The 14128-nt window shown below is 67.7% G+C and carries 16 protein-coding genes; 11 read left to right on the top strand and 5 right to left on the bottom strand.

What is annotated here, in order from left to right; all coding sequences use genetic code 11:
- Positions 1 to 85: 85 nt before the first annotated feature.
- Genes ABD115_RS13635 through ABD115_RS13625 form a run of 3 tightly spaced genes read left to right on the top strand, consistent with a single transcriptional unit; the run spans position 86 to position 2869 of the window.
- Positions 86 to 1090 carry an iron chelate uptake ABC transporter family permease subunit gene (locus ABD115_RS13635; protein WP_382389525.1) on the top strand — a complete coding sequence of 335 codons (1005 nt, stop codon included), beginning with the start codon at positions 86 to 88 and terminating at the stop codon, positions 1088 to 1090.
- A complete protein-coding gene (locus ABD115_RS13630; protein ID WP_343961761.1) occupies positions 1083 to 2111 on the top strand; it encodes an iron chelate uptake ABC transporter family permease subunit in 1029 nt (342 codons plus the stop codon). Before ABD115_RS13635 ends, ABD115_RS13630 begins: the two co-directional genes overlap by 8 nt.
- Positions 2108 to 2869 carry an iron ABC transporter ATP-binding protein gene (locus ABD115_RS13625; RefSeq protein ID WP_343961759.1) on the top strand — a complete coding sequence of 254 codons (762 nt, stop codon included), beginning with the start codon at positions 2108 to 2110 and terminating at the stop codon, positions 2867 to 2869. The genes ABD115_RS13630 and ABD115_RS13625 overlap by 4 nt, the downstream gene beginning before the upstream one ends.
- A gap of 188 nt (positions 2870 to 3057) precedes the next feature.
- Here the strand turns inward: ABD115_RS13625 and purQ are convergent, their stop codons facing one another.
- A complete protein-coding gene (gene purQ, locus ABD115_RS13620; protein ID WP_343961757.1) occupies positions 3058 to 3762 on the bottom strand; it encodes a phosphoribosylformylglycinamidine synthase subunit PurQ in 705 nt (234 codons plus the stop codon).
- On the bottom strand, positions 3762 to 4028 hold the full coding sequence (purS, locus tag ABD115_RS13615; RefSeq protein ID WP_343961754.1) for a phosphoribosylformylglycinamidine synthase subunit PurS: 267 nt from the start codon (positions 4026 to 4028) through the stop codon (positions 3762 to 3764). The genes purQ and purS overlap by 1 nt, the downstream gene beginning before the upstream one ends.
- Positions 4029 to 4143: 115 nt before the next feature.
- Here purS and ABD115_RS13610 point away from each other — a divergent pair, with 115 nt between their 5' ends.
- Complete coding sequence (locus tag ABD115_RS13610) at positions 4144 to 5214, top strand: NAD(P)H-dependent flavin oxidoreductase (RefSeq protein ID WP_343961752.1); 1071 nt, start codon at positions 4144 to 4146, stop codon at positions 5212 to 5214.
- A gap of 71 nt (positions 5215 to 5285) precedes the next feature.
- Here ABD115_RS13610 and ABD115_RS13605 read toward each other — a convergent pair whose 3' ends face one another.
- On the bottom strand, positions 5286 to 6212 hold the full coding sequence (locus ABD115_RS13605; RefSeq protein ID WP_343961749.1) for a phosphoribosylaminoimidazolesuccinocarboxamide synthase: 927 nt from the start codon (positions 6210 to 6212) through the stop codon (positions 5286 to 5288).
- A 172-nt stretch (positions 6213 to 6384) separates the two neighbouring features.
- Here ABD115_RS13605 and ABD115_RS13600 point away from each other — a divergent pair, with 172 nt between their 5' ends.
- Positions 6385 to 7212: an SRPBCC family protein gene (locus ABD115_RS13600; protein ID WP_343961747.1), complete on the top strand. Its 828-nt coding sequence runs from the start codon at positions 6385 to 6387 to the stop codon at positions 7210 to 7212.
- Positions 7213 to 7563: 351 nt separating this feature from the next.
- Here the strand turns inward: ABD115_RS13600 and purD are convergent, their stop codons facing one another.
- The gene (gene purD / locus ABD115_RS13595; RefSeq protein ID WP_343961746.1) at positions 7564 to 8826 is read right to left on the bottom strand and encodes a phosphoribosylamine--glycine ligase; all 1263 of its coding nucleotides are present in this window, start codon (positions 8824 to 8826) and stop codon (positions 7564 to 7566) included.
- 22 nt (positions 8827 to 8848) lie between these two features.
- Between purD and ABD115_RS13590 the strand changes: the two genes are divergently transcribed.
- The 4 genes from ABD115_RS13590 (at position 8849) to tatA (ABD115_RS13575) (ending at position 10303) form a co-directional block, all read left to right on the top strand.
- The gene (locus ABD115_RS13590; protein ID WP_343961745.1) at positions 8849 to 9214 is read left to right on the top strand and encodes a sterol carrier family protein; all 366 of its coding nucleotides are present in this window, start codon (positions 8849 to 8851) and stop codon (positions 9212 to 9214) included.
- A 46-nt stretch (positions 9215 to 9260) separates the two neighbouring features.
- Positions 9261 to 9611, top strand: a complete 351-nt coding sequence (locus ABD115_RS13585) for an MFS transporter (RefSeq protein WP_343961743.1) — start codon at positions 9261 to 9263, stop codon at positions 9609 to 9611.
- Positions 9612 to 9663: 52 nt separating this feature from the next.
- On the top strand, positions 9664 to 9900 hold the full coding sequence (gene tatA / locus ABD115_RS13580; protein WP_343961741.1) for a twin-arginine translocase TatA/TatE family subunit: 237 nt from the start codon (positions 9664 to 9666) through the stop codon (positions 9898 to 9900).
- Positions 9901 to 10090: 190 nt separating this feature from the next.
- Positions 10091 to 10303: a twin-arginine translocase TatA/TatE family subunit gene (gene tatA / locus ABD115_RS13575; RefSeq protein WP_343961739.1), complete on the top strand. Its 213-nt coding sequence runs from the start codon at positions 10091 to 10093 to the stop codon at positions 10301 to 10303.
- Positions 10304 to 10568: 265 nt separating this feature from the next.
- Here tatA (ABD115_RS13575) and purF read toward each other — a convergent pair whose 3' ends face one another.
- Positions 10569 to 12029, bottom strand: a complete 1461-nt coding sequence (purF, locus tag ABD115_RS13570; protein WP_343962075.1) for an amidophosphoribosyltransferase — start codon at positions 12027 to 12029, stop codon at positions 10569 to 10571.
- Positions 12030 to 12178: 149 nt separating this feature from the next.
- Between purF and purM the strand changes: the two genes are divergently transcribed.
- The gene (gene purM / locus ABD115_RS13565; RefSeq protein ID WP_343961737.1) at positions 12179 to 13288 is read left to right on the top strand and encodes a phosphoribosylformylglycinamidine cyclo-ligase; all 1110 of its coding nucleotides are present in this window, start codon (positions 12179 to 12181) and stop codon (positions 13286 to 13288) included.
- A gap of 534 nt (positions 13289 to 13822) precedes the next feature.
- Positions 13823 to 14116 (top strand): WXG100 family type VII secretion target, encoded by a 294-nt coding sequence (locus tag ABD115_RS13560; RefSeq protein WP_343961735.1) that lies wholly within the window; start codon positions 13823 to 13825, stop codon positions 14114 to 14116.
- The last annotated feature ends 12 nt before the right edge of the window (positions 14117 to 14128 follow it).

Here is a 14128-nt window from a genome sequence, read left to right as displayed (position 1 = left end):
CCAGCACAGTGCCTCCGGCGACGGTGGTGGAGTAGCGCCCGCTTCGAGAAGCGGGCGCTCTCGCGTGAACGGCGGGGAGGCCCCGGTGCGCGGCACCGTGGCCACCCCGGCCGCACCCTCCGAGCCAGAGATCGCCGAGGCGCCGCGAGCCAAGTGGTGGCCACTCGCCCTCGCAGTACTCGGGGTCGCTGGGCTCCTCGTCGTTTCGCTGCTCGTCGGGGTGTACGACATCTCCGAGGGCGAGCTCGGCAGTGAAATGATCTGGATCACGCGCGTGCCGCGTACCCTGGCGCTACTGCTCGCGGGTGCCGCCATGGCAGCGAGTGGCCTCGTGATGCAGATGCTCACGCAAAATCGATTCGTCGACGCGACAACCTCGGGCACAACAGAGTGGGCGGCGCTTGGGCTCCTCCTGACCACGCTGCTCGTGCCAGACTTCGGGCTGGTCGGGCGCATGGTCGTCTCGAGTGTGTTCGCGTTTGTTGGCGCCATGACGTTCATGCTGATTCTGCGCCGCATCGTGATTCGATCCACCCTCGTTGTGCCGCTCATCGGCATCATGCTCGGAGCGGTCGTGAGCGCGGTGACCACCTTCCTTGCGGTGCAGTTCAACCTGCTGCAGATGGTCGGCACGTGGTTCATGGGCAGCTTCACGAGCGTCGTGCGCGGCCGCTACGAGGTGCTCTGGATCGTCGCGATCGTCACCATCCTCGTGTTCTTGCTCGCCGACAGAATCACCGTTGCTGGCCTCGGCCGTGACGTCGCAACGAGCATCGGGGTGCGCTACGAGACGATCCTGATCGCGGGCACCGCGCTCGTCGCGATCGCGGCGGGCGTGACGACCGTCGTCGTCGGCTTCCTCCCATTCATCGGGCTCGTCGTGCCCAACATCGTCGCAATGCTGCGCGGCGACAACGTGCGCAGCAACCTGCCGTGGGTGTGCCTCGGGGGCATCGCGCTCGTGACCGTGTGTGACCTCATCGGGCGAACGATTCGCATGCCGTTCGAAGTGCCCGTCTCGATGGTGCTCGGCATGGTCGGGTCGGTCGTCTTCATCGCGATTCTGTTGAGGAGCCGCTCCCGTGCGTAACATCGAAATGCTCAGCCCGGTGGGGCTGCTCCCGGAAGAGCCCCTCCCGGCCGAGCCCCGCTGGAAGCGCGCCCTCCCGCTCGTCATTGTGTACGGCGTGGCAATCGCGCTCGCGATCGCCATTCTCGTCTATGCGAACCCGGCCAACCCGGGCAGCGCAGGCTACTGGGTGATCGTGCGCTCGCGCTTCGCCTCGCTCGGCACGATCGCGCTCGTCGCCGTCTGCCAGGCAGTCGCAACAGTGCTGTTCCATACCGCGACCTCGAACCGCATTCTCACCCCGTCGATTCTCGGCTTCGACGCGCTCTACGTGCTCACTCAGACCGCGCTCGTGTTTGTCTTCGGGTCGGCTGCGGCGGGGCTCGAGGGCATCCCAAAGATTCTCGCCCAGAGCGGCCTCATGGTGCTGTTCGCGACGGCGCTCTATGGGTGGCTGTTCTCGGGCAAGCGCGCAAACCTGCACCTGCTGCTGCTCGTCGGCATCGTCCTCGGCATCGGTTTCGGCTCCGTGTCGACGTTCATGCAGCGACTGCTCACCCCCAGTGAGTTTGACGTGCTCAGCGCGAAGCTCTTCGGCAGCATCGGCCAGGCAAACACCGCCTACCTGCCGTTCGCCGCGGCGATCGCGCTCGGAGTGCTCATCTATGTGTGGCGCAAGCGCCGCGTGCTCGACGTGATCGCGCTTGGCCGCGAGGCCTCGGTCAGCCTCGGGGTGAACTACCGGCGCGAGATCGTCACGATCCTCGTGCTCGTTGCCGTGCTGATCTCGGTGTCTGTCACGATGGTTGGGCCGATGACCTTCTACGGCTTCCTCGTCGCGACGCTGGCCTACCAGTTCGCCCGAAACGACTCACACGGCGAGGTGCTCCCGCTGGCGATCGGCATCGGGCTCGTGACGCTTATCGGCGCGACGTTCGTGCTCAAGCACATCTTCTCGGCGGGTGGCCTCGTCACCGTGATCATCGAGTTCGCTGGCGGCCTGCTCTTCCTCATCGTTCTGCTCAGAAAGGGGCTGCGTTGATTCAGCTCACCTCCGTCGGCAAAGAGTACGCCGGCAAGCGAGTGCTCGGCCCGATCGACCTCGCGATCGAGCCGGGTGGCATCACCGCGCTCATAGGCCCGAACGGCGCTGGCAAGTCGACGATGCTCACTATCATCGGCAGGCTCCTTGGCGCCGACGCAGGCACCGTCACTGTCGGCGGGCTCGACGTGACACAGGCGAAGCCGAAGGAGCTTGCGAAGGTTGTCTCGATCTTGCGCCAGGAGAACCACTTCATGGCCAGGCTCACGGTGCGCCAGCTCGTCACCTTCGGGCGCTTCCCGCACTCGGCGGGGCGCACGACCGAGGCCGACAGGCGTGCTATCCACGCGGCAATCGCGTTCCTCGACCTCGCCGGCATGGAAGATCGATTCATCGACGAGCTCTCGGGCGGGCAACGCCAGCGCGCATTCGTTGCGATGGTGCTCGCGCAAGACACCGACTACGTGCTGCTCGACGAGCCGCTCACCGGGCTCGACATGCGCCACGCCGCCGGCATGATGCGGCAGCTGCGCGCGGCAGCCGACGCTCTCGGCAAGACGATTGTGCTCGTCGTGCACGACGTGAACTTTGCCTCTGCCTATGCCGATCGCATCATTGCGCTCGCCGACGGCCGTCTCGTCGCCTCTGGCACCCCCGACGAGATCATGACGCCCGAGGTGCTCGAGCAGGTGTTCGGCACCGAGGTCGAGGTCATCGAGCACGAGAGCAAGAAGGTGGCGATCTACTACAGGGTGTAACGGCCGGGCCCCGACCCCGCCACCCCTGGCACACAAAAGTCGATGTCAGTTTGCCCGACTCAACCCCCGCGACAGCGGAGATTTCTGGGGCAAACTGACATCGACTTGGTGATTGTGCGGGCGTGCGGGCGTGCGCGAGCCCGCGCGGGCGGGGCGTCAGAAAGCCGCCGATCCGCCCCCGAAAACCCCTAGACCCGCGCCGAGATCGCGCTGAGCGCGCTCTCAAAGAACGCAAGCCCGTCGACGCCCGAGCGCATCGCTGCCGGGGTGTTCGGGCCGAAGCCCTCCTCGATCGCGTGCTCGGGGTGCGGCATCAGGCCGACGACGTTGCCGGCGGCGTTCGTGAGGCCGGCGATGTCGTTCAGCGAGCCGTTCGGGTTGATACCGGCGTAGCGGAATGCGACGAGGCCGTCGCCCTCGAGCTGCTTGAGGGTCTCGTCGCTCGCGATGTAGCCGCCGTCACCGTTCTTCAGGGGAATGGTGATCTCCTGGCCCTGCTCGAACGAATTCGTCCAGGCGGTCGAAGCGTTCTCTACGACGAGGCGCTGGTCGCGGCGAATGAACTGCTGGTGCGCGTTGCGAATCAGCCCGCCGGGCAGCAGGTGCGCCTCGACGAGCATCTGAAAGCCGTTGCAAATGCCGAGCACGGGCATGCCCTTGCCGGCCGCCTCAACGATCTCTGTCATGATCGGGGCGAGCGCAGCGATCGCGCCGGGGCGCAGGTAATCGCCGTAGCTGAAGCCGCCTGGCAAGACGATCGCGTCGACGCCCTGCAGGTCGTGGTCGGCGTGCCAGAGCGCAACGGGTTCCGCGCCGACGTGGCGAACGGCGCGCTGCGCGTCGCGGTCGTCGAGCGAACCGGGGAAGGTGACTACACCGATGCGGGTCGCCATTAGCGTGCCTCGACCGCGGTGCCGTCGACGGAGATCGCGACGACGTCTTCGATGACCGAGTTCGACAGAATCTCGTCGGCCACCTGGCGCACCTCTGCGAGCACCTCGTCGGTAACGTCGCCCTCGACGGTCAGCTCGAAGCGCTTGCCGATCCGCACGTTTTCAAACTTGCCGTGACCGAGGCGCTCGAGCGCCCCCGTCGTCGCCTTACCCTGCGGGTCGAGGAGTTCGGCCTTGGGCATGACATCAACAACAATCGTGGGCAAGGAGTGCCTCCAGGTTCGCGGAATTAACGGGATGCGTGCAGATCAAGTCTACCCTGGCTATAGGCGCCGCTTCACCCGGAGCAGCCCCCGCCAACGAATGCCAAGGAGTAACCGCATGACCCCCGGTTTTCTGCCGAGCGAACTGCCCCTCGTCGCCGCCCCGATGGCTGGCGGGGCGACGACCGTCGCGCTGGCAGGCGCGGCGAGCGCGGCCGGGGCGTTCCCGTTTCTCGCAGGTGGGTATAAGACCGCTGCCGGGCTCGCCGCCGAGGTCGACGCGCTCCGCGAGCAGACCGACGCGTTCGGCGTGAATCTGTTCGTGCCAGACAGCGCGCGCGCCAAGGCGGCTGCGCGGGAGCGCGTCGACCGGGCCGCATTTGCGGCCTACGCGGCCTCGCTCGAGGCGGAGGCAGCGGCCTACGGGGTGCCGCTCGACCCCGTGCCGGTCGCCGACGTCGAAGACTGGGGCGCCAAGATGGCGCTGCTGCGCGAGCACCCGGTGCCGGTGGTGTCGCTGACGTTCGGGTTGCCCGCGGCGCGCGATATCGCGGCGCTACGGCGGGGCGGATCCGCGGTGCTTGCAACCGTCACGACCGCTGCTGAGGCCCGGGCGGCGGCCGACGCCGGGGTCGACGCGCTCGTCGTGCAGGGCCCGCGTGCCGGTGGGCACTCTGCGACGTGGGATCCGCGACGGCGGATAGCCGATGCGGCCACCGCCGCGGTGCTGGCGGCCGTGCATGCCGAGGTGCTTGCCGAGGTGCGACCCGCGAGCCGGCTGCCGCTCATCGCAGCCGGCGGGGTCGACGGCCCCGAGGCGGTGCGGGAGCTGCTTGCGTGCGGGGCTTCGGCTGTTGCCGTCGGCACCATGCTGCTGCGCACCGACGAAGCCGGCACGTCGCCGACGCACCGCGCCGCCCTTACCGCTGAGCAGTTCACCGAGACGGTGGGGACGCGCGCGTTCACTGGCCGCCCGGCGCGGGCCCTGCGCAACGGTTTTATCGACCGCCACGGCCCGCACGAGATCACGGCCTACCCAGCGGTGCACCACCTCACGCGCGAGCTGCGCGGGCGGGCGGGCGCAGCTGGCGACAGCGACAGGCTGCACCTGTGGGCTGGCACAGGCTACCGGAGCGCCCGCTCGGAGCCGGTTGCCGACACGTTTGCGCGGCTCGCCAGGGGGCTGTAGCGCCGCTGGGTTGAACCGGCGCAGGGGTGCTCAGGCTGTGGGCGCCGCTGTGTTGAAGCGGCCCGGGGGCCTCAGGCGGTGGGCGGCGCGAAGTCGGGCTCCGAGCCCGTGAGGCGCACGTAGAGCTCGCGGTAGCGACCGTGGGTCTGGGCGACGATCTCGCCGGGGAGCACTGGGGGCTCGCCCTGCTTATCCCAGTTTGCAGCGAGCCAGTTGCGCACGATCTGCTTGTCGAACGATGCGAGCTTCGCGGAGCCTGAGAGGCTCTCGTCGAAATACGCCGTGGCATCCCAGTAGCGCGACGAATCGCTCGTGAGCACCTCGTCTGCGAGCACGAGCTCACCGGTGACGGGGTCTTTGCCGAACTCAAACTTCGTGTCTGCGAGCACGACCCCGCGCTCGGCGGCGAGCTCGCGCGCCTCGGTGAAAATCTTGAGCGACGCATCGCGCAGCGCCGTCGCGACGTCGGCGCCGACGAGCTCGACGGAGCGCTCGAACGTGATGTTCTCGTCGTGCTCGCCGTACGGCGCCTTGTACGCCGGCGTGTAGATCGGCTCGTCGAGCAGGTCGCCGTCGCTCAGGCCGGCCGGCAGCTCGATGCCGCACACGGCTCCCGTCTGCTGGTACTCGAGCAGCCCCGAGCCGGTGAGCGCCCCGCGCACCACGCACTCGACGGGGTACATGTCGAGGCGGCGCGAGACGACCGCGCGGTCTGCCACAGCCTCGGGCACCGCGGGGGCTCCGCCGTCGGTCGCGAGGTGGTTCGCGAGCGGGATTCGCGAGAACCACCAATTCGACAGCGCAGTGAGCAGCGCGCCCTTACCCGGAATCGGTGGCTCGAGCACGAAGTCGAAGGCGCTCACCCGGTTGCTCGCGACAACAAGCAGGTAGGGCGAGGTCGCGGGGTCGGCGCCCTCGGGTACGTACAGGTCGCGTACCTTCCCCGAGTAGGTGTGGGTCCAGCCGGGCAGCGCGAGGGGAGTGGGAAGAGCGTTCACTCGACCATTCTCCCACCCCGCGCTTGGCGATGCGTAGCCGCTGGCGTGCGGCGTGGGCGGATCGCGTGTGACCGCTCGCCGGGCGGCGTGGGCGGATCGCGTGTGACCGCTCGCCGGGCGGCGGGCGCCGTGCGCGAATATGATGATGGGAACAGAGTGAAGGGCGAGTGTCATGGCTGCTGTCGGACCGGTGATTGCGCGTGTGCGTGTGAGTGCTGCGCGAGAGCTTGCATGGAGCTACATCGTCGACCCGGAGCTGCGCGCAAGCTGGTGGCCCGACGCCGAACTCGAGGCCGTCTTCGGCGGTGCGATCTCTGAGCAGTGGGTCGACGGAACGGGGTCAGAGGCCGCTGGCAGAAGCGCCGTCGGGGCGATCGATGTGTTCATCGATGGGCACGCGCTCGGCTTCCGGTGGCGCGACGGCGCCGACGAGCACGAGACGGCAGTGCTCATCTCGCTGAGGTCGCAGGCCGCAGAGACCGACATCATTGTGACCGAAACCGGGTTCGGCCTGTTCCCCGACGCGTTCGAGCGCACCGCCGATGCCCAGCAGAGCTGGATCGACCTGCTCAGCGACCTCGCCGAGGTGCTGCGGCGTGCGGCTCCCGCGGCTGCGCCGCAGCAGGTAGTGCCTGTGGAGAACGATTCCCCCGCTGTGCCCGACGCCGGGGCGGCGGATGCCGCCGAGCCCGTGGCTGACGAGCCCGGGGCCGCCGAGCCGGTGGCTGATGCTGCTGACGAGCCCGGGGCTGACGAGCCGGAGACTGCTGAGTCCGGCGCTGCTGAGTTCGAGGCTGCTGATGCCGCCGAGCCCGGGTCGACCGAGTCCGATGCCGAGGCCGTCGAGCCGACCGACCCCGAGCTAGCTGCGCCTGAGCCGGTTGAGGCAGACGTGGCCGAGCCAGAAGCGGCCGAGCCCGAGTCTGCGCCGAACCCCGAGCCGAACCCCGAGCCTGATTTCGACAGCCTCATACGTGGCGAACAGGGCGGCAAACCCTAGCCCACAGCGAGGCTCACGGCCGCTGCCGAGCAGCGCCCAGGCTCCGCGTGGCCGCCCCGTAGCCTACAGCGAGAGCTATGCCCGCTGCTGGGCGGCGCCCAGGCTCCGTCCAGGCCCCGCGTGGTCGCCCCATAGGGTCGCTCGAAAGCCCCTGCGCTCGATATGTAATCCGCGGCCCGCAGCACAGAATCGCTTGATTCTGGCCTATTGGCGGCAGATTGCCTAGTGGGCGCAGCTGGTGTCGTGGGCGCAGCTGGTGTCGTGGGCGCAGCTGGCGCCATGGGTGCAGCTGGTGCCGTGGGCGCTGCAGGTCCCGTGAGCGGGCCGTATGAGCGCAGCGACCACCGCGAGCTACGCCACGCGCTCTGCGATGTCGGTGCGAAACTGCCCGCCCTCGAGGTCGATCTCGTTGAGCGCGGAGTAGGCCCGGGCGCGGGCCTCTGCGAAGCCCGATCCGCGCGCCACGACGCCGAGCACACGCCCGCCGGTCGCGATCCACCCGCCCGCCTGCGTGCGCGCCGTAGCCGCGTGCACCAGGTGCACTCCCGTCACCGCGGCAGCGGCATCGAGGCCGGTGATCTCGCGCCCCGTCGCGACGTCGCCCGGGTAACCCTCGCTCGCGAGCACCACGATCATCGCGGGCTCGTCTGAGAACGTCGGCTCGGGCAGCCGCGCCAGGTCGCCCTCGGCGGCCGCAAGCAGGTACTCGCTCAGCGGCGACTCGAGCCGCGCGAGCACGACCTGGGTCTCGGGGTCGCCGAAGCGTGCGTTGAATTCGATGACGCGCACGCCCTTCGGGGTGACGATGAGGCCGCAGTAGAGCAGCCCGATGAAGGGCGCGCCCTCGGCTGCGAGCTGGCGCACGGTGGGAATCGCGACGGTCTGCTTGATCTCCTCGACGAAGGCCTCGGTGCCGCCCGGTAGCCACGGCAGCGGCGAGTACGCTCCCATGCCGCCGGTGTTCGGGCCCTGGTCGCCGTCGAAGATGCGCTTGTAGTCTTGCGCCGGCGTGAGCGCGACCACGTCCTTGCCGTCGGCAAAGAAGAAGAGCGAGACCTCCTGGCCGTCGAGAAACTCCTCGACGAGCACCTCGCCGTGCGGGGCCCAGGTAGCGACGTGGGCGATCGCGGCGTCGCGATCCTCGGTCACGAGCACACCCTTGCCCGCAGCGAGCCCGTCGGCCTTCACCACGTAGGGGGCGCCAAACTCGTCGAGCACGGCGCCCGCGTCGGCGGCGCTCGCGACGTGCGCGGCGCGGCCCGTTGGCACCCCCGCCTCGTCCATGATGCGCTTCGCAAAGGCCTTCGAACCCTCGAGCTGGGCCGCGTCGGCGTTCGGGCCGAAGACGGGAACGCCGCCCTCGCGCAGCGGGTCGGCCACGCCTGCGACGAGCGGCGCCTCGGGGCCGATGATGACGAGGTCGAAACCGCGATCCGCCACGAACTTCGTCACGGCGACCGGATCAGTGAACGCGAGATCGACGGTCTCGACCCCGCTCGCCGCGATGCCGGCGTTGCCGGGCGCGCACACGATCTGGTGCGGGGCCTCTTCCGAGAGCAGGGACAAGACGATGGCGTGTTCGCGGGCACCCGGCCCCAAGACGAGAATCTTCACCCCTCAAGGATAGTCTGGGCAGATGGCCAGACGCAGGATTCAGCCGGCAGCCGGGCTCGCAGCGCTCGCCGCCGTCGAAGCGGGCAGCACCGCGCGCGCCGATATCGCGACCGCAGTGCGGTTTCTGCTTGAGGAGCTCGGCGAGCTCGCACCGGGAAAGAGCGTCGAGGTGCGCGTTCCGCCCTACGGTGCCGTGCAGTGCGTTGGCGGCCTCACTCACACGCGCGGCACGCCGCCGAATGTGATTGAGATGGATGCCGAAACGTGGATCGGGATCGCGACCGGCCGACTCAGCTGGGGCGATGCGACGGCGGCTGCCAGGGTGCTCGCCTCGGGGTCGCGCGCGAATCTCGACGGGCTGCTCCCCGTTGTGCGGCGGCCGCGGTGAGGCGAGCGTGAAGAAACCGGCGGGCGAAACCTGAGACAATAGCCGTATGTCAAGCGAAACTCAGCAGACCGTCGAACTCCAGCGATCGGTGCGCATCGGGCGACTGCTGATTGTCGGCGCGATCATCGGCGCCGTCGTCGGCGGCCTCGTGACGACGCTGTTCAAGGTGCCCGAGGGGGCGCTCTACACAGTGGGGCAGATCGCCGGGTTCATGCTGCTTATCGGCGGCGCTGTTGGGCTCACGCTCGGCGGCGTGCTCGCGCTCATTCTTTCTGCTGTCGCGAAGCGTAAGCGCGGCACGGCTGTGATCGAGCACACGACCGTGGTCGGCGAGGGCGTAGCCCATAACGATGATGAGTCTGAGCCAGCGACGCCCAGTGAAGGCGAGCAGGGCTGACACGCAGCCGGCTGTGCAATAATCAGCCAGTTCGTATTGAAAGGGGCTCGTCATGTTGCAGGGACTGAGCGGCGCACACCTCATCGTTATCGTCTTCATCGTGGTGCTGTTGTTTGGCGCTCCGAAGCTCCCCGCGCTCGCGAAGAGCCTGGGCCAGTCGATGAAGATTCTGAAGAAGGAAGTTCGCTCGGACGACGACGGGGCCGGCGCGGTTGATGGCGAAACCACGGCCGCAGCTGCCGCCGCCGCCGAGCAGCCGAAGCCGGGCGGCACCGCAGGGGCGAACTAGCCGCAGGGGTAAACTCGCCGCCGTGGCAAACTCGCCGCCTGGGGAGCTGGCCGCCTGGGTGTCGCTTGGGTGCTCAGCCGCCCGCGAGGCTGCATGCGCTCTCAGGCTTTGTCGCGCGCGCATTTCGGAACTGCGGTAGTTTTGATGCAAGCGTTAACTAGCGAGGAGTGCATTCGTCATGTTCGGCAATATGGGTGGCCCTACCCTCATCGTCATTGTCTTTATTGTGCTGCTCTTGTTCGGCGCTCCGAAGCTCCCCGCGCTCGCGAAGAGCCTGGGCCAGTCGATGAAGATTCTGAAGAAGGAAGTTCGCTCGGACGACGACACGACGGGCACGGCAGATGGCGCGGGCACAGACGGCACTCCCGGTGCCGACCCTGAGAGCCCGAAGAAGCCTGAGTAACCCTGATTAGCCCCGTCTGACCCGCGATAAGCCGCCCAGCTCGTTGAGCCGGGCGGCTTTTGCGTTGGTGGGGCAGCGGCCCCCGTCTCGGCCGTGCATCTCGGCCGTGCATCTCGGCCGTGCGTCTCGGCCGTGCGCGCTGTGACCACGAGGTAGCGGCGATGGCCTATATGGCGCTTGTTGTCGCCATTTTGCGACTCAGGCGACAACAAGTGCCACATGCCTGGCAGGGAGATAGGGCCCGGGCCGGGGCCCGGCGTGCCCGCTAGCTCGTCTGCGTGGCTTCGATCCAGGCGAGGTATTCCTCGTCGATGTTGCCGGCGATGTACTCGCCGGTGAAGCAGCTTTCCTCGAGCTTGGTGACGTCTGTCTGGCCGGCGAGGATCGCACGATTCATACCCTCGACCGTCTGGTAGATCAGGTGATCCGCCCCGAGCTCTGCGGCAATCTCGGCCGGCGTGCGACCGTGCGCGATGAGCTCCTCGCGCGACGGCATGTTGATGCCGTACACGTGGGGGAACAGCACCGGGGGAGCCGCAGACGCGAAGATCACCGAGCGGGCACCGGCGGCGCGCGCCATCTCGACGATCTCGCGCGAGGTCGTTCCACGCACGATGGAGTCGTCGACGAGCAGCACGTCTTTGCCCTTGAACTCGATGTGCATCGCGTTGAGCTTCTGGCGCACGCTGCGCTTGCGCACCGACTGGCCGGGCATGATGAAGGTGCGGCCGACATAGCGGTTCTTGAAGAATCCCTCGCGGTACTCAACGCCGAGGTTGCGCGCGAGCTGCATCGCGGCGGGGCGTCCCGAGTCGGGAATCGGCATGACCACATCGATGTTCACGCCGGGCAGCTCCTCGCGGATCCGCTCCGCGAGCACATCGCCCATGCGCAGGCGGGCGTCGTAGACGGAGATTCCGCTGAGCACGGAGTCGGGGCGCGCGAGGTAGATGTACTCGAACGCGCACGGGACGAGCTGCGTGTTCTTGGTGCACTGGCGCGACACCATCGTGCCGTCGGAAGAGATGAGGATCGCTTCGCCGGGCTCGACATCGCGCACGATCTCGTAGCCGCCAGACTCGAGCACGAGCGACTCGGAGGCGACGACCCACTCGTCTTGGCCGGTCTCCGAGAGCCGGTGGCCGAGCACGAGCGGGCGGATGCCGTTCGGGTCGCGGAATGCGACGAGGCCGTAGCCCGCAATGAGCGCGATTGCCGCGTACGAGCCCTCGACGCGATCGTGCAGCCGCGACACAGCGTCGAACACCTGGTCGGCGTCGAGCGACAGGCCAGCGATGCCGGTCTGCAGCTCGTTCGCGAGCACGTTGAGCAGCAGCTCCGTGTCGGAGTGCGTGTTCAGGTGACGGCGATCGACGTTGTAGAGCTCGGCCGTGAGCTCGCGGGTGTTCGTGAGATTGCCGTTGTGCACGAGGATGATGCCGTAGGGGGCACCGACGTAGAACGGCTGCGCCTCTTCTTCGCGGGCTGCGTCGCCCTTGGTGGCGTAGCGCACGTGGCCGAGGCCGACGCTGCCCATGAGCATGCGCATGTCGCGGGTGCGGTAGCCCTCGCGCACCTGGCCCTTCATCTTCACGGTGTGAAAATGATCGCCGTCGAGCGTTGCGATGCCCGTGGAATCTTGTCCGCGGTGCTGCAACAGCAGGAGGCTGTCGTAAATCTGTTGGTTGACGTTTTCAGACGAGACGATGCCGACGATGCCGCACATGTTGCGAGTTCGCTCCACTGGGTAGGTGTTGGCGCCAGACGACGCAGCTAATAGTTTCCCACACCTTGCGCCCCGTAAACGATGAGTGAACGCTCTCTCGGCGAATCGAGTGCCGAAAGCGTGGCCCCAGGCAGGGTACCCTTAGTGATGTGAGCGAAAACTCGTCGATCTATGCCCAGTCCGGTGTTGACACTGCCGCCGGAGACCTCGCTGTCGAACTCATGAAGTCGGCCGTTCAGCGCACCCACGGGCCGGAGGTGCTTGGCGGGGTCGGTGGCTTCGCCGGCATGTTCGACGCGTCTGCGCTGCTGGGCTACAAGCGGCCGCTGCTCGCTTCGTCCACAGACGGGGTCGGCACGAAGGTCGCGATCGCCCAGGCGATCGACAAGCACGACACCATCGGCCAAGATCTCGTCGCGATGGTCGTCGACGACATCGTCGTGGTCGGCGCGAAGCCCCTGTTCATGACCGACTACATTGCGTGCGGCAAGGTCGTGCCCGAGCGCATCGCAGATATCGTGCGCGGCATCGCCGAGGCCTGCGAGGCCACCGGCACTGCCCTCGTTGGTGGCGAAACCGCTGAGCACCCCGGCCTGCTCGGGCCAGATGATTACGATGTTGCCGGCGCGGCAACCGGCGTCGTTGAGGCAGACAAGATGCTGCACCCCGGCCTCGTCGCTGATGGCGACGTCGTCATCGCGATGGCGGCCTCTGGCCTGCACTCGAACGGGTTCTCGCTCGTGCGTCACATTCTCACCGACAAGGGCATCGGCTACGAGCAGCACTCGGCTGAGCTCGGTGCGACCTACGGCGAAGCGCTGCTCACGCCGACCGCGCTCTACACGGCACCGCTGCTGCGCGTGCTCGAAGACCCCGCGACGGCAGGCGCAATCCACTCGCTTAGCCACGTCACGGGCGGTGGCATCGCAGCGAACCTCGCGCGCGTGCTCCCCGTTGGCTCGTGGATCGAGGTGGATCGCGCAACCTGGTCGCCGCTTCCCGTCTTCCGGCACCTCGCCGACCTTGGCGGGCACACGCTCGAGTCGCTCGAGGGAGCATGGAACCTTGGCGTCGGCATGTTCGCCGTCGTTGCGGCAGACAAGGCACCGCTCGTCGCGACCGCGCTCACCGCTGAGGGGCTCGACCCCTGGGTTGTCGGGACGGTTTCTACCGCCGCGCGCGACTTCACCGGCTTCGAGCAGGGCGCCAAGGGTGTCGACGGCGGGGCTGTGCGCCTCGTCGGCTCGTACAAGAACTAGTTTTCTCGCGACCGGCGGGTGCCTGGAGTTTTGCTCGGCGCCCGCCGGTTGTGTGCTTCGTGTGTGTGTGTGTGTGTGTGTGTGTGTGTGTGTGGCTGCGCTCGGGTGCGTGTGGCTGCGCTCGATAGGTGATCTGCCGAATATAGGTGCGAAATCGGCAGATACTGCCCTGGCTGGGTGGATCGCCCGGCGTTCTGCTGGTGCTGGGCTGGGCTGGGCTGGGTTGGGCTGGGCTGGGCTGGGCTGGGTGCTGGGCTGGGTGGTGAGCTGGGCTGGGTGCTGGCTGGGCTGGGTGCTGAGCTGGGTGCTGGGTGTCCGGGCCTCGGGCCGACGCCGGGTCAGCGCAGCGTGATCGAGAAGCCGACTGGGGGTCGTCTGTCAACTCATTTATCCACATGTGCGTGAAATTGCTGGCGGGCTGCACCGCTGAATGTCAAGCTGAAGAGGTCGCACCGCGCGACGGGTCGGCCGAGCAGCTGGCCCTGCGAACCGGGGGCTCTTCGCAATCTGACAATCAGATTGGAAAGCACGAACATGGCAAACATCAATATCTCGTACCAGGAGATGGAAACAGCGGCGACCCAGCTCGGCGCGGGGCGTGATGAGATCACCGCGAAGCTACAGCAGCTGCAGCGGCAGATTCAGGGCCTCGTGAGCTCTGGGTTTGTGACCGACAGCGCTTCGAAGCGGTTCGAGGGCGCCTACACCGAGTACACAGCGAGCGCGAACCGGGTAATCGAGAAGCTCACAGAGATTCAGCAATTCATCACCCAGACGGCCGCCGCGCACCGGTCAATGGATGACGAGATCGCCGCGCGGATTAGCTGAGCGACCGGGCAG

The sequence above is a fragment of the Leucobacter albus genome, from assembly GCF_039528015.1.
GTDB lineage: Bacteria > Actinomycetota > Actinomycetes > Actinomycetales > Microbacteriaceae > Leucobacter > Leucobacter albus.
The sequence above is the reverse complement of the archived record's forward strand: the minus strand, read 5'-3'. Positions and strand labels throughout refer to the sequence as shown.

Excerpts from the sequence above, each read along its gene's own strand:
- purF (WP_343962075.1), bottom strand. The coding sequence starts at position 12,029 with ATGTGCGGCATCGTCGGCATCGTCTCGTCTGAAAACGTCAACCAACAG.
- purQ (WP_343961757.1), bottom strand. The coding sequence starts at position 3,762 with ATGGCGACCCGCATCGGTGTAGTCACCTTCCCCGGTTCGCTCGACGAC.
- ABD115_RS13610 (WP_343961752.1), top strand. The coding sequence starts at position 4,144 with ATGACCCCCGGTTTTCTGCCGAGCGAACTGCCCCTCGTCGCCGCCCCG.
- ABD115_RS13590 (WP_343961745.1), top strand. The coding sequence starts at position 8,849 with ATGGCCAGACGCAGGATTCAGCCGGCAGCCGGGCTCGCAGCGCTCGCC.
- tatA (WP_343961741.1), top strand. The coding sequence starts at position 9,664 with ATGTTGCAGGGACTGAGCGGCGCACACCTCATCGTTATCGTCTTCATC.
- tatA (WP_343961739.1), top strand. The coding sequence starts at position 10,091 with ATGGGTGGCCCTACCCTCATCGTCATTGTCTTTATTGTGCTGCTCTTG.
- ABD115_RS13600 (WP_343961747.1), top strand. The coding sequence starts at position 6,385 with ATGGCTGCTGTCGGACCGGTGATTGCGCGTGTGCGTGTGAGTGCTGCG.
- ABD115_RS13585 (WP_343961743.1), top strand. The coding sequence starts at position 9,261 with ATGTCAAGCGAAACTCAGCAGACCGTCGAACTCCAGCGATCGGTGCGC.
- ABD115_RS13560 (WP_343961735.1), top strand. The coding sequence starts at position 13,823 with ATGGCAAACATCAATATCTCGTACCAGGAGATGGAAACAGCGGCGACC.